Annotated in this window: 13 protein-coding genes; 3 read left to right on the top strand and 10 right to left on the bottom strand. The window is 62.6% G+C overall.

Annotated elements, in window-relative coordinates; genetic code table 11:
- Window positions 1-61 precede the first annotated feature (61 nt).
- From dgcB to etfB, 3 genes are read left to right on the top strand one after another with little or no spacing between them, the layout of a single operon-like run.
- Window positions 62-2,005, top strand: coding sequence for a dimethylglycine demethylation protein DgcB (gene dgcB, locus G9Q84_RS04185; RefSeq protein WP_122682006.1), 1,944 nt, complete (start codon window positions 62-64; stop codon window positions 2,003-2,005).
- Window positions 2,005-3,225 (top strand): electron transfer flavoprotein subunit alpha, encoded by a 1,221-nt coding sequence (gene etfA, locus G9Q84_RS04180; RefSeq protein WP_181642937.1) that lies wholly within the window; start codon window positions 2,005-2,007, stop codon window positions 3,223-3,225. The genes dgcB and etfA overlap by 1 nt, the downstream gene beginning before the upstream one ends.
- Before the next feature lie 10 nt (window positions 3,226-3,235).
- Complete coding sequence (etfB, locus tag G9Q84_RS04175) at window positions 3,236-4,006, top strand: electron transfer flavoprotein subunit beta (protein WP_181642936.1); 771 nt, start codon at window positions 3,236-3,238, stop codon at window positions 4,004-4,006.
- Between the two features lie 137 nt (window positions 4,007-4,143).
- Here the strand turns inward: etfB and G9Q84_RS04170 are convergent, their stop codons facing one another.
- The 10 genes from G9Q84_RS04170 to G9Q84_RS04125 all read right to left on the bottom strand — a co-directional run bounded on the left by G9Q84_RS04170 (window position 4,144) and on the right by G9Q84_RS04125 (window position 13,805).
- Window positions 4,144-6,063, bottom strand: coding sequence for a secretin N-terminal domain-containing protein (locus G9Q84_RS04170; protein ID WP_181642935.1), 1,920 nt, complete (start codon window positions 6,061-6,063; stop codon window positions 4,144-4,146).
- 18 nt (window positions 6,064-6,081) lie between these two features.
- A complete protein-coding gene (locus G9Q84_RS04165; RefSeq protein WP_181642934.1) occupies window positions 6,082-6,573 on the bottom strand; it encodes a hypothetical protein in 492 nt (163 codons plus the stop codon).
- Window positions 6,570-7,106 carry a hypothetical protein gene (locus tag G9Q84_RS04160; protein WP_181642933.1) on the bottom strand — a complete coding sequence of 179 codons (537 nt, stop codon included), beginning with the start codon at window positions 7,104-7,106 and terminating at the stop codon, window positions 6,570-6,572. Before G9Q84_RS04160 ends, G9Q84_RS04165 begins: the two co-directional genes overlap by 4 nt.
- 5 nt (window positions 7,107-7,111) lie before the next feature.
- Window positions 7,112-7,666, bottom strand: coding sequence for a hypothetical protein (locus tag G9Q84_RS04155; RefSeq protein WP_181642932.1), 555 nt, complete (start codon window positions 7,664-7,666; stop codon window positions 7,112-7,114).
- Window positions 7,663-8,388 (bottom strand): hypothetical protein, encoded by a 726-nt coding sequence (locus G9Q84_RS04150; protein ID WP_181642931.1) that lies wholly within the window; start codon window positions 8,386-8,388, stop codon window positions 7,663-7,665. Before G9Q84_RS04150 ends, G9Q84_RS04155 begins: the two co-directional genes overlap by 4 nt.
- On the bottom strand, window positions 8,369-10,006 hold the full coding sequence (locus G9Q84_RS04145) for a GspE/PulE family protein (protein WP_122754267.1): 1,638 nt from the start codon (window positions 10,004-10,006) through the stop codon (window positions 8,369-8,371). The genes G9Q84_RS04150 and G9Q84_RS04145 overlap by 20 nt, the downstream gene beginning before the upstream one ends.
- Window positions 10,007-10,010: 4 nt before the next feature.
- The gene (locus G9Q84_RS04140) at window positions 10,011-11,195 is read right to left on the bottom strand and encodes a type II secretion system F family protein (RefSeq protein WP_181642930.1); all 1,185 of its coding nucleotides are present in this window, start codon (window positions 11,193-11,195) and stop codon (window positions 10,011-10,013) included.
- Entirely contained in the window at window positions 11,192-11,656 is a 465-nt protein-coding gene (locus G9Q84_RS04135) for a transglycosylase SLT domain-containing protein (protein WP_032883995.1), read from the bottom strand. The genes G9Q84_RS04140 and G9Q84_RS04135 overlap by 4 nt, the downstream gene beginning before the upstream one ends.
- Window positions 11,657-11,662: 6 nt before the next feature.
- A complete protein-coding gene (gene gspG / locus G9Q84_RS04130) occupies window positions 11,663-12,094 on the bottom strand; it encodes a type II secretion system major pseudopilin GspG (protein ID WP_095185080.1) in 432 nt (143 codons plus the stop codon).
- A 202-nt stretch (window positions 12,095-12,296) separates the two neighbouring features.
- Complete coding sequence (locus tag G9Q84_RS04125) at window positions 12,297-13,805, bottom strand: lytic polysaccharide monooxygenase (protein WP_181642929.1); 1,509 nt, start codon at window positions 13,803-13,805, stop codon at window positions 12,297-12,299.
- Between the last annotated feature and the right edge of the window lie 7 nt (window positions 13,806-13,812).

The raw sequence follows: 13,812 nt of genomic DNA, 5'->3' as shown, positions 1-13,812 counted from the left end.
CCCCCCTCCCACATTCGGGTCAGTTTCGCATTAGATTTGTGTGGTCTGTGGGAGCTTCACCATGTTGAACACCTTGCTGCCTATTCTCTTGTTCGCCGCCTTGGGCCTTGCCGTCCTCGGCGCCCTGCGCCGGGTGAACATGTGGCGCCGTGGCCGCGCGTCCAAAGTCGACCTGCTGGGCGGCCTGCTGGCCATGCCCAAGCGCTACATGGTCGACTTGCACCACGTGGTCGCCCGCGACAAATACATCGCCAACACCCACGTCGCCACGGCCCTGGGCTTTGTGCTGTCGGCACTGCTGGCGATTCTGGTGCATGGCTTCGGCCTGCAAAACCGTATCCTCGGCTACGCCTTGCTGCTGGCCTCGGTGTTGATGTTTGTCGGCGCCACCTTCGTTTACCTGCGCCGGCGCAATCCGCCGTCGCGCCTGTCCAAAGGCCCATGGATGCGCCTGCCGAAAAGCCTGATGGCGTTCTCGGTGAGCTTCTTCCTGGTGACCTTGCCCGTGGCCGGGATTCTGCCGGCGGACTTCGGCGGTTGGTTGCTGGCTGCGCTCTTGAGTGTGGGTGTGCTGTGGGGCGTGTCCGAAATGTTCTTTGGCATGACCTGGGGCGGCCCGATGAAACACGCCTTCGCCGGTGCCCTGCACCTGGCCTGGCACCGTCGCGCCGAACGTTTTGGCGGTGGTCGTTCCACCGGTTTGAAGCCGCTGGACCTCAGCGATAAAACCGCGCCGTTGGGCGTGGAGAAACCCAAGGATTTCACCTGGAACCAACTGCTCGGCTTCGACGCCTGTGTGCAGTGCGGCAAGTGCGAAGCGGCGTGCCCGGCCTTTGCCGCCGGCCAGCCGTTGAACCCGAAAAAGCTGATTCAGGACATGGTGGTCGGCCTGGCCGGCGGCACCGATGCCAAATTCGCCGGCAGCCCATACCCAGGCAAAGCCATTGGCGAACACAGCGGCAATCCGCATCAACCGATCGTCAACGGCCTGGTGGACGCCGAGACCCTATGGTCCTGCACCACCTGCCGCGCCTGCGTGGAAGAGTGCCCGATGATGATCGAGCACGTGGACGCCATCGTCGACATGCGCCGCCACCTCACCCTGGAAAAAGGCGCCACGCCGAACAAAGGCGCCGAAGTCCTGGAAAACCTGATCGCCACCGACAACCCTGGCGGTTTCGCACCGGGCGGTCGCCTGAACTGGGCGGCGGATTTGAACCTGCCGTTGCTCAGCGACAAAAGCAGCGTTGACGTGCTGTTCTGGGTCGGTGATGGCGCCTTCGACATGCGCAACCAACGCACCTTGCGCGCTTTCGTCAAAGTGCTCAAAGCAGCCAAAGTCGATTTCGCCGTGCTCGGCCTAGAAGAGCGCGACAGTGGCGACGTGGCGCGACGCCTGGGCGATGAAGCGACGTTCCAACTGCTGGCTACGCGCAATATCCAGACCCTGGCCAAGTACAGCTTCAAGCGTATCGTCACCTGCGATCCGCACAGTTTCCATGTGCTGAAAAACGAGTACGGCGCCTTCAACGGCAACTACCGCGTACAGCACCACAGCACTTTCATGGCCGAGCTGATCGGCGAGGGCGCGCTGAACCTGGGCCAGCACAAAGGCAACAGCGTGACCTACCACGACCCTTGTTACCTGGGCCGCTATAACGGCGAATACGAGGCGCCGCGCGAAGTGCTGCGGGCGCTGGGGATTGAGGTCAAGGAGATGCAACGTTCGGGCTTCCGCTCACGTTGCTGCGGCGGTGGCGGCGGCGCGCCGATCACCGACATCCCCGGTAAGCAACGTATCCCCGACATGCGCATGGACGACATCCGCGAAACCGGCGCCGAGCTGGTGGCGGTGGGCTGTCCACAATGCACTGCGATGCTTGAAGGTGTAGTCGAGCCGCGTCCGTTGATCAAGGATATCGCCGAGCTGGTGGCCGATGCGTTGCTTGACGAGGCGTCGCCAGCCAAAGCTCCCATCAAACGTGAACCTGCGGAGGTGCACTGATGAGCGACATTATCCGCCGCGACCCACGGGCCGAATGGATCGCCCGTAACCGCCTGCACCCGTTGCATGCGGCGATGCAGCCGGTACAACACAGCTGGATGGGGCCGAACGGCGTTATCCGCAAAAACGTACATGGCGTCGGTTTTATCGGCCCTAACGGCATCAAGCGCATCGACCGCAGCGGCGCCCAGCAGGGTGGCGTGACCAAGCGTACGGCGGCGATTGAAGTGCAGTTGCCGCTGCATCAGGTGCCTGCGCCGGCGTTCTATATCAACGTGGTGCCGGACATGGTCGGCGGCCGCTTGAGCAGCCACGACCGCGACCTGCTAGGCCTGGCGCGGCAACTTGCCGGCAGCGACGGTGCGGTGTTGGCGGTGGTGTTTGGCGAGCATAAGGAAAACGCGTTCGCCACGGCCGGTGTCGACCGTCTGCTGGTGCTGGACGGCCACGAATTCGACGGTTATTCACCAGAACAACGCGTGCAGGGTTTGCGGGCTGTGGATAACCAGTTCAACCCACGCCATTGGTTGCTGCCCGACAGCCGCAGCGGCGGTGGTGAGCTGGGTCGGCGGTTTGCCGCGAGCCTCAAGGAGCGCCCGGCCACGCGGGTGTGGCAGATCAAGGGCGACGAGTGCATCGGCCGCGCCGGCGCTGGCCAGGAAGACCTGGCGCGGCCACTGCCGCGCCTGATCCTCGCCGCCGTCGAATGTGCCGATCCGGTCAGCGACACACGTCATGAAGTCTTGCCCGTGGAGTTATCCACAACCCTGGCACGCAGCCTTCCGCGCATCGAAGACCTCGGCGCGGTGGCGGTGGACCCGGCGGCGATCCCTATGGCCGAGGCCGAGTTTATTTTCTCTGGCGGCAACGGCGTGAAGGATTGGAACCTGTTCCACCAAACCGCTGCTGCCCTGGGCGCCACCGAAGGCGCGTCGCGTGTAGCCGTGGACGACGGCTTTATGGCCCGCGATCGCCAGGTCGGCGCCAGCGGCACCTGGGTCACCGCACGGGTGTATGTGGCCGTGGGGATTTCCGGGGCAATCCAGCACCTGCAAGGCATCGGTGCCTGCGACAAGGTGGTGGCGATCAACCTCGATCCGGGTTGCGACATGATCAAGCGTGCCGACCTGTCGGTGATCGGCGAAAGCGCCGTGATACTGCAAGCCTTGATCGATGCGGTCGAGGCCTACCGCAACGGCGCCAAGCGCGATGCGGCTTGAGGACATGACTATGACCACGAATGTAATCAGCCTGGTGTCCATCGGCGCCCACCCCACTTCCGGGCGCCCGCGCCGGGCAGAGCAGGATGCGCGAGCCGTTGAACTCGGCCTGCAAATGGCTGGGGATAAGTTGCAGGTGCTGCACGCGGGCAATATCGCCGAACCCACCTTGCGCAGCTACTTGGGCATGGGCTTGCCGCAACTGCATGTACTCGAACAACCGGAGGGTGCCGATGCCTTGCCGGTACTCAGCGATTATCTGCGCGAGGCAGGCGCCCAGGTGGTACTCACCGGCAGCCAGGCCGAAACCGGTGAAGGCTCGGGCATGCTGCCGTTTCTGCTGGCCGAGCAATTGGGCTGGCCGCTGGTTGTCGGGTTGGCTCAGGTGGAGTCCATCGAAGGCGGCGTTGCTCATGTGCTGCAAGCCTTGCCGCGTGGGCAGCGGCGGCGCTTGAAGGTGCGCTTGCCGTTTTTGGCGACTGTGGATAACGCCGCGCCCAAGCCTCGGCAGAGCGCCTATGGCCCGGCACAGCGCGGTGAGTTGGCAGCCCATGAGGTTGAAGTTGAAGCCGATGAGTTATTTACAGGCGCGGTGCTGCAACCGGCCAAGCCTCGTCCCACACGCCTCAAGGTGATCAAAGCCAAAAGCGGCGCCGACCGCATGAAAGCCGCTACGGCCAAGGCCAGTGGTGGTGGTGGGCAAGTGCTCAAAGGTGTCAGCGCCGAGGAAGGCGCCCAAGCCATTCTCAAGTTGCTCATAGAAGAAGGCGTCGTGCGCTAACCCACCAACACTGCAAGACCAATGTGGGAGGGGGCTTGCCCCCGATAGCGCTGTGTCAGTCACAGATGTACTGAACTGATCCACCGCCATCGGGGGCAAGCCCCCTCCCACATTTTTATCTCCATCAGGTTCTGAGGTTAAGGGGTGGCTGGCGCGGGTTTCGGCACCAGCTCCGGCAGCGGTGGCGGCAGCGGCTGCCAGGTGGCATCCGGCTGTTGCATCGGCGGTGGCAGGGCCTGTGTAGGGTCGCCGCCCATCGGCTTGAGGATCATTTTGTCGGTGGTGTCGCGCAGGATCATGCCCTGGGTTGAGCTGCGCGCTTCGGTGCCGCTGTGAAAGGTGCTGATCTGGGAAATCGGCAGGTCGAGGTTGCGTTCGATCCTCGGCGTCAGCAGCAGGATGATCTCAGTTTTCTGCTGAGTGTTCTGGTTAGTGCCGAACAGCTTCTTGCCGATCCACGGGATCTGGCTCAACCACGGCAGCCCCGAACCTTCATCGATATCCGAGGTGCGGATCAGCCCCGAGACGATCTGGGTTTCGTTGTTGCGCGCGGTCAGCAGGGTCTTGGTGGAGCGTGAGCCCAGTTCGAAGGTGGCTGGCACGTTTTCCGAGCCGGGAATGCGCTTGGTGATGTGGCTCATTTCCACGTTCAGCTCCAGGTTCACCTCATCGCTCAGGCTGATATTTGGCTTGACGGAGATCTGCAGCCCCACGTCCTGATAAGACACCGATGAGGTGGTGATCTGATTGGCGGTGGTGGTGGTCACCACCGGGATCTTGTCGCCGATATTCACCTGGGCTTCTTCACGATTGCGCACCCGCACCCTGGGGTTGGCCAGGGTCACGGTGTTGCCGCTGCGCTGCAGCATATTGATACGCGCCGATGTGCTGCCCGAATCCAGCAGGATGTTGTCACCGTTGATCCCGCGCAACGCGCTGATGGGGATACCTGCGAGCCCGGCGGGCACGTTGGCCAGGTTGCCTACCGACAAGCCGATACCTTCCGGGTACTGGATGCCCAGGTTCAATTCGTCGGTCAGGCTGACCTCCAGCACCTGGATATCGATGGTCACTTCCGACTGGGCAATGTCGATGGCTTCCACCAGTTTTTCCACGGCGCTGAGGGTGTCCAGCCCATCGCGCACAATCACCGCATTCAGGCGCTCGTCTACCAACACCTCCTTGGGCTTGAGCACCTGCTTGATCTCGGCGGCGATGACCTTGGGGTCGCCATGGCTGAGGTAGAAGGTGCGGACGGCCAACTCACGGTATTCACGTTCTTTGTCCGGGCGGCGGGGGTAAACCAGGATGGTGTTGGCGTTGAGGATTTTCTTGTCCAGCCCTTGGGTGGTCAGCAGCAGGTTCAGCGCATCTTCGGCGGTGGTTCGGCTGGCGGTCATGCTTGCCGAGGCGCTGGGATTGACGTCTTTGTCGATGACGAAGTTGACCCCCGAGAGTCGCGCGATGGTCTCGAAAATCGTGGTCAGGCTCTGGGCGCTGAACTCCAGGCTCAGGGGTTTGCGCATGGCCTCGGAAAGGTCGGCGCTGAGGTAGTCGGCGCTGACCAGCTCGCGTGTCAGGGCATTGCGAAAGTCCAGGGCCTCTCGGTAGTTGGGCTTTTGCGCGATGATCCGGCGCACCAGGTTGAGCGCCTCCACTGGGTTTGCGCGTTTCATTTCGTAGGCCTGCGCCAGTTGTGGGCGCAGTTGTTTCATCGCCTGGATGCTCTGGATTTCCTGGCGTGCGCCGAGGTTGCTGGGGTCGTATTTGAGGATGGTTTCCAGGGCGCGGATGGCGGCCGCGTCGTCTCCACGCATCAGTGCGGTACTGGCCTCGCGGCTGTACTGGGCCACCAGCAACTCCAGTTTGCTGAAATTGGCGGTGCGCAGTTGCACGTCGTCCGGGTCTTGTTTGGCTTCGGCTTGCAGCACTTCCACCGAGCGGATGATGTCGCCCTTTTGGCGCAACTCATCGCTTTCTTTGATTGCGCGTTGGGTCTGGCACGCGCTGAGCAGAGCCAGGGTCAGGCTCAAGTAAATCCATGTACGTAACGCCATGATCGTGTCCCGCCCTGGTCAGTGAGTGTCAAGCCGCAAGGTGCTGACATGCTTGAGCGGCATGTAGGTCAGCACCACGGTCGTATCGGTCAGCTTGTCCAGTCGGTAGTGCGAGTCGAGCATCTTGCCGGGCACGATGCGCCCCGGCACCGAGCAGCGGTTGCACAGCGTGTATTGGCGATCATTACCGCGCAGCACGACGATTTTCGATTGGTTCTCATAACGCCACTGCGCGCTCACGCTGAAGGGCAGCGCAGGTGGTTTGGGCGGTGCGGTGTCGACTGGAATGGGTGGCGGCGCAGGTGTCCAGGTTTGGGTGGGGAACAGGTCGACCGTCTCAGCCAAGGTTGGCGCTGAGGGTGACGCTGGCGTCGTGGGGTTGATCTGCGGCGTGGTCGTCACGGGTGACGATGCAGGGGCAGGGCTGTCCACCGTGTCCTGCCAGAACAGCCAGCCACAGCTGATCAGGGTCAATAACAGAAGCACGCGCAAATACAGTGGCAGCTTCATTCCACCACCCCCAGCACACTGACCTTGAGGTTGATGTCCAGCATGCCACTGCTGATGTCTTTGCGCTCCAGGGTCACGCGCTCGATGCGCACGGCGGGCTCGTTCGAGAGGTCGACCAGGGCATTGCGCAATAAGGCGTAGGGGCCGGAGAGCGGGATCTCCACGTCCAGCCGTTGCAGCCCTGTGTCGCCGGGCGCGGAGTAGGCCAGCGTGGTCTGTTCGATGGCAAAGCCGTAGCGGCTGAGCACACCCAGCAGCGTTTCCAGGCGGGGGGCAAAGTCCTGCGCGCTGGGTAAGCGCTCGACCACCGCCGGTTCGGTGACTTGCACATCCTGAGGCTGTTCATCGATGCCGGCCTGCAGTTCCTGGCGGCGCAGGTTGTCGCTGATGCCTGCCGGGTAGATCACCGTCACTTCGATCACCAGCGCCGCCATCATGGCCCCCACCGCCAGCAGGCCCCAAAATCCCAGGCGCTGTTGCCACTGGGTCAGTTGCCAGCGCAGGCGCGGCAGGTGGCGAGTAAGGGTATGCATGGGCACTACCCCGCGCCAACGGTGAGTTTGACCTGCACCGGGTGTTGCGGGTCGTTGGCCTTGCGGGCGCTTTGTTGCAGGTTCACCTGTACACCGGGTTGCGCCTTGAGTCGCTCGGCAAATCGAAAGGCGTCGCCCAGCACTTTGGCTTCCAGGTCCAGATGAATCAGTTGGGCCTGTGTGTTGATCTCGACGCGGGTCAGGGCGATGTCTCGGGACCAGGCTTGGGCCACGGCATCCATCAGTGCGAAGGGGGTGGCCTTTTGTTGGGCGAACGTGGACAACTGCTGTTTTTGCGTGGGCGACAGGCGAATGGCGGCCTGGATCAACTGCTCCTGACGGCGAGTCAGCTGGATGAAGTGCTGCTCCAATGCGTCGGTCTTTTGTTGCTGTTGCTCCATGCGTTGCCAGTGCTGCCAGGTGTTGAACAGCAGGGCGGCCGCGCCCAGCCATAGGACAGTCACCCACGGCCGGCGGGTGGCGCTGGCGCGTAGGAAATCCACGTGTGGCCCTTGAGGCGTACGCAGGTGCTGCCAGACAGTCGCGAGCCTGGATTTCATGCAGACGACTCCTCCAGCCAGGGGTGCACCGGACCCAACCGGTTTTCCGCCGGGGTGTTGGTGACTACCAAGGTGGCAGCGGCATGCCGCTCCACCAGGAGGTCGGCGGTGAACAGGTTGTCGCTCAAGGTGCTGCCGCGTGGGGTGGGTATGACGCAGACCTGATCGATCACACCCTGTTGTCGATAGAGGCAACTGAGGCTTTCGGTTTCGGGCACCGCCAGCACACAGTCGGCCGGTAAGTGCCGCCAATACCGCTGCGCCACCGCTGTCAGCAATGGCATACACGTCACCAGCGGCAGGCGACGCAGCTTGAATAGCTCACGCAGGTCGTGCAGCAGCTCCCGATGCATCGCGACCGCCAGGCGCTCATGGCCGAAGGCGCTGTCCGCCACGTGTATCTGCCACTGCTCAGGGTCGATGCCGGCTTGTTGGCTGAACGTGGCCTCGGCGAATCCTTGCCAATCGTCTGCGCTGTACAACCCGGTTTGCCACCCCAGCATCAGGTAATGCACATGGGGAAATCCCAGCAGCACCGTGGCGCGGTCCAGGAACCCTACGCGGCCGCGCGGCGCCTGTTCCAACAGCTCGGCGCAGGCGGCCAAGGGCACGCCTTCATGTTGCGCGCGCCACACCGGCGCACCGCGCCAGCGCGGGCGCGCGGCCCACTCGGCACCGGTGCTGTGCAGCCACACCACATGCTCAATAAAGGGAAATGACACGGTGGATCTCCTTGAGCGTGGTATCGCCCTGGGCGGCATGGGCCAGGGCGATATCGCGGATAAATACGTGGCCGGCTTCACGCGCCAGTTCACGCAGGCTGGAGGCCGAATTGCGGTTGAGCAGGCCCTCCTTGATGCTGTCGGTCAGCGTCAGCACTTCAGCCAGGGCGAGCCGGCCGCGATAGCCGGTGTGGCGGCAGGTCTCGCAGCCTGTGCCCACACGGTAGTGGCCCTGTCTGAGTTGGGCGTCAGGCAGTTGGGCGAGGCGGACAATATCGGGGTCGGGCTCGGCGTCGACGCCGCAGTCCGGGCAGATGCGCCGCACCAGGCGCTGGGCGACCACGCCGTTGAGGGCTTCGACAAAACTGGCCGGGTCCACGTCCATATAGGTAAAGCGCTCCAGCACACTGAACGCGCTGTTGGCGTGCACCGACGACAGCACCAGGTGCCCGGTCAGCGCCGCCTGCACCGCGATGCCGGCGGTTTCGCCGTCGCGGATTTCCCCCACCAGAATCGTGTCCGGGTCGTGGCGCAGGATCGAGCGCAGGCCACGGGCGAAGGTCAGGCCCTTCTTGTCGTTGACCGGAATTTGCAGCACGCCGGGCAGTTCGTATTCCACCGGGTCTTCGATGGTGATGATCTTTTTCTCGCCGGTATTGGTCTCCGACAGGGCGGCGTACAGCGTGGTGGATTTGCCGCTGCCGGTGGGGCCGGTCACCAGCAACATGCCATAGGGTTCGCTGGCCAATACGCGGATGCGCGCGATGGTGTCGGCGCTCAGGCCAAGGGTTTCCAAGCTCAGGGATTCGCCGCGCTGGGACTTGTCGAGAATCCGCAGCACCGCATCTTCGCCGTGGATGCTGGGCATGATCGACACACGAAAATCCACCTCGCGGCCCTGGATCTTCATCTTGAAGCGTCCGTCCTGGGGCACCCGCCGCTCGCCGATATCCAGCTCCGACAGCACCTTGATCCGCGACAGTGCCTGCTCGGCCATGTCCAGGCCGCTGGCCTGGCCCATCTGCTGCAACACGCCGTCGATACGGTATTTGATCACCAGGCCCTGGGGCGTGGTTTCCACATGGATGTCACTGGCGCGGCTTTGCAGCGCATCGAACAACATGGAGTTGACCAGGCGCACCACTGGGTTGTCGTCGCGGGCGATGCTGCTCAATGAAATTTCCTGGGCGGCCTGGCTGACACGGGCGCTTTCATCGTCGCTGCCGAAGGGTTGCATGACCCGTTGGCTGGCTTCGGCCAGGGTCAATTGAGCTTTCACCGCGCCGGGCAGGCTCATGGCGAGGGGTAATTGGCGCAAGGTTTTGGAGGACTGCAACCAGTGTCGGCTGGCCAGGGTGAACGGGTCGCCCAGTACCAGGCAGGGCTCACCGTGGTTATCCACAGGCAGCGCGTTATGGATCAGTGCCTGGGGCAATGCCAGCAGATCAAAACGCCAGTTTTCACTGAGGGTTTGCGGGGCGATGGCAAGCAGGCCGAGGGGCTGGGCGATAGTGCTTAATTGGTCGGGTGCTTTTTCCAGGACCTCCCGCAGGTAATCGGACAAGGGGATGCCTCGTTGTGCCGCAAGCGCTTGCCATTGCAGTGTCTGCTCACTCATCGCGTTACCCCTGAATGGAACCCGCCAGTTCGAAAATCGGCATGTACAGCATGAACACGATCAAGCCGATCAGCCCGCCCACCACCAGCATCAACAGTGGCTCGAACACCTTGCTGAACACCTCAATGGCGCGCTCCAGTGCCTCATCGTGAAACTGCGCGATGCGCTCACACATGGCCGCCAATTCGCCGCTTTGCTCGCCCACCCGCAATAGGCGTTCGGCGACGGCGGTGGTCAGTTGATGGCGGGCGAGGGCGGTAGAGAGGGGTTGGCCGGCCTGGATATCGGTCATGGCTTGGCGCAAGGCGCCTTGACGTTCCACGGGCAGTAGCGCGCCGGACAATTCCACCGCCGTGACCACCGGCATTCCGCCCATCAGCAACATGCCTGCGGTGCGATAAAACCGCGCGAGCACAAACAGCGTGCGCTGGGCTCCCAGGCTGGGGATTTTCCAGAACAGGCCCGCTGCGCGACGCTTGAACCCGGCGCTGCGAAACATCAGCACCAGTGCGGCGATGACCAGCACCAAGCCGACCAGCATCTCCAGGCTATGGGCGTCCACCAGCGCGCCCCACCACACCATGAAGCGCGCGGTGGCTGGCAGGTCGGTGACCGCATCGAATACCGAGGCGAAGCGCGGGATCACGAAAAACAGCAGAAACAGCAGGATCAACGCGCCCACGCTGAGCACCACCAAGGGGTACATCAGGGCGCCGCTGACGCGCTTTTTGACGGTTTCCAAATGCGCTTCGAAATGATGATAGCGGCGCAGGGCCACGGCCAATTGGCCGCTGTGCTCGGAGGACGCCACGGTGGCGATCAACAGCGAAGGAAACGTCTGTGGCTTGAGCTGCATCGCCTTGGACAGTGAGTTGCCTTCATACATGGAGGCGAGCAGATCGCTCATGACCTGTCGGTTGACGCCCGGCGGCGCCTTGTCGCGCAGGGTTTCCACCGCTTCCACCAGCACCAGTCCGGCGTCCAGCAGCACCACCAGTTCCTGGATAAACAGGCCAAGGGCGAACGTGCTGCGGCGACTCGGCAGTTTGAGTTGGCGGCGGGCTTTGAGCGAGATGACTTGCACACCCTCGGCCTGCAGTTGCCGGCGCGCCTGGGAGAGGTCCACGGCGTGCAGTTGCAGGGACTGCAAATGGCCGTCGCGGATGATGCGTGCGTCGACGTCGATCATGGTGCCTGCCTCGCCAGTTGTTGGCGTTGTTGCAGTAACTCACCGTAGTAGCGCCACACCGCCCGGGCGTAGCGCGAGCGCTGCGCCTGGCGATCCGACTTGGCCCCGGCGTTGTAGGCGCCGACTGCCTGCCAGCCATAGCCCTGTTCGCGGATAAACCCGGCGAGGATCCACGCGCCGACCATCACGCTGGTGCAGGGCTGGGTAATCAGGTGTTGTTCGGTGATGCCCCATTGCGCGAGCGCAGGCAAGTGACGGCTGTTGATTTGCATCAGGCCGATGTCCTGGCTGCCGTCACTGTTGACGTTACGCGCGTGTGGGTTGAGGCCGGACTCGACCTTGGCGATGGCGTACAGCAGAAGCGGGTCAACGTGGTAACGGCTGGCCGCCAATTGCCAGCAGTTGGCCTGGGCAACGCCCATGCAGCACAACAGGGTTAAGGCAAGCGGCAGGCGGCGCATGGTGGGTCACAGCCCGTAGACGATGTCGGCGTAGGTGTTCTCACCGCCGGCTTTGCCGTCTCGGCCCAGGCAGATGATCTCTGCGTCGTTGGGCGCAGTACCGGGGTTCTTGAAGAGGTAAGGGTTGCCCCATGGGTCTGGCGGCAGTGACTTGAGGTACGGCCCTTGCCAATTGTTCGCGTTGGCGGGGCGCGTCGTGAGCGCATTCAGGCCGAGTGTTTCGTCGGGGTAGGTGCCATTGTCCAAGCGGTACTGATGCAAGGCATCGGCAAGGGACTTCATCTGCCCCTGGGCTGTTTGCACCTTGGCCAGTTCCAATCGATCAAACATCTTCGGCCCGACGTAGCTGGCGAGCAGGGCGATGATCAGCAGGACTACCAGCAGCTCAAGCAAGGTGAAACCGCAGGAGCGGGTGCGGAAAAAGGCGCGACTGTACATGGAGATACCCTGTGGGAGTGCCAAGGCACGGCGGTTGTGTAGCCATCTCCCGGCCCGCGTTTGAGCGGGCACCGCCGGTAGTACTGCATCGCTATTCGAATTACACCTCTACAACTGTAGCGTTCGTCGATATAAGGCGCCGTGAGGCGCCCTATAACGTTTGGCTCTTGGGGTTATCGAGTTAATGAATATGCGCGTCGGCTTATTTCATCTCATCCCAAGCCTGGTCCCATGCAGTGCCGGTCCCCGGTGCATAAGCCCATGCCGCGCCCGCACACCAGGCGGTGTAAGGATGCGGTTTGCAGCGATAGTTCTTGCCGCGGTTGCTCACGGTGTCTCCGGCTTTGTACGGTGTGCCCTCTACGTAGGCCGGATATTCTCCGCCGCCGCTGTCTGGAGTCACCGTGAAGTCGAACTCCGCCTGGCTGGTCTTGCCGTTTTGCTGGTCGCGCACATTCAGGCGTGCCTTGAACGGGGTCGCTTCTGTGACGGTGTAGGCGGTCCCGCTGACGTTGGCGGCGTTCTGCGCCCCGGTCATCCCAGGCACCGCCCATTGGTAGAGCAGTTGCCCGTTGCTGCCGGTCGAGCCCGTGCCACTGAAGGTAAAAGCCTGTCCGGACTTCAACGAAGTGGGGCCGGTAATACGGGCAACCGGTGGCGCTGGGTTAACAGGCGTTTCCCCACCCGGAATGATGGCCATCGCCTTGGAGTAACCCTCGGCCAGGACGAACACCGAGTTAGCCCTTGGGTCGGCTGAGTTGAACACAATGGTGGCGCCGTCTTTCTCCCCGATTTTGGCGATACTCGAATTGACCTGACCGGCCAATTGCTGGCCCCAGACTTTCGCGTCCAAATTGGCCTGGGTGATCGGCAGGGTTATGTCGACGACTTCCTTGGCTTGCGGGGTGTTGTCGAGGATGCGGAAGTGCACGGCGTCACCGGGCTTGAGATCATTCATCACGGTGTCGATGAATTGGCCAAGATCGTACCAGCGCTCTGGAACGGCGGCGCCGACGAGGTTGATATCGCTGCAGTTGTAGAACCCTTCCCCGGCCGGGTCAATGCGCTGCCATTGCACAAAGAGCGTCGCCTTGCCGGACTGCTGTGCCGGAACCGGAACTGACATCTTGAAGTAGCCCGAAGCCGAAATAGCCGGTGGCTTGTTGCCCCAGTTGGTTTGCGCGACCGTGAATTGCTCGGTGTGGATAAGGGTTAAGTCATTCCAGGTCAAGGGCGCGCGGGTAGGGTCAAAGCCTGGTTTGGTCAGGAACACCCGCGCAAAACTGGGCACGTGGGGCGCCGTGCCAATGATGCGCACGTCCATCTTGCCGTTTTGAGGCGTCACGTCGGTGCGGTGCCAATCATCCGACACCAGGTTCAGACCGTCTTTTTTGCTGTCGGCTGCCGAGCAGAGCGTGCCGTCGGGCACCTCCCGTTTGACGGTCTCCAGGTCTTCATAACCGGGGGCTCGGATCAAATGCGCGACTTCATTCCATTGCTGGCCTGGGTACTGTCCACTTTTCCTGGCCAAGGCTGCGCACCCAGCGTCGCTGGGGCTACCTGACCAAAAGTCCGGGAGCATCTTGCAGTAGATCTGTCGTGCGACGGGGGTATCCACGCCGCCATGGGCTATCGCTAGCGCCGGCATCAGAATTGCCAGTGCGAGCACCCAGTTAATCAAGTTCCTTGTGTAGCGCTGTAGGTTATTCATGTTGTAG

This window comes from Pseudomonas sivasensis, assembly GCF_013778505.1.
GTDB classification, from domain to species: Bacteria; Pseudomonadota; Gammaproteobacteria; order Pseudomonadales; family Pseudomonadaceae; genus Aquipseudomonas; species Aquipseudomonas sivasensis.
The sequence above is the reverse complement of the archived record's forward strand: the minus strand, read 5'-3'. Positions and strand labels throughout refer to the sequence as shown.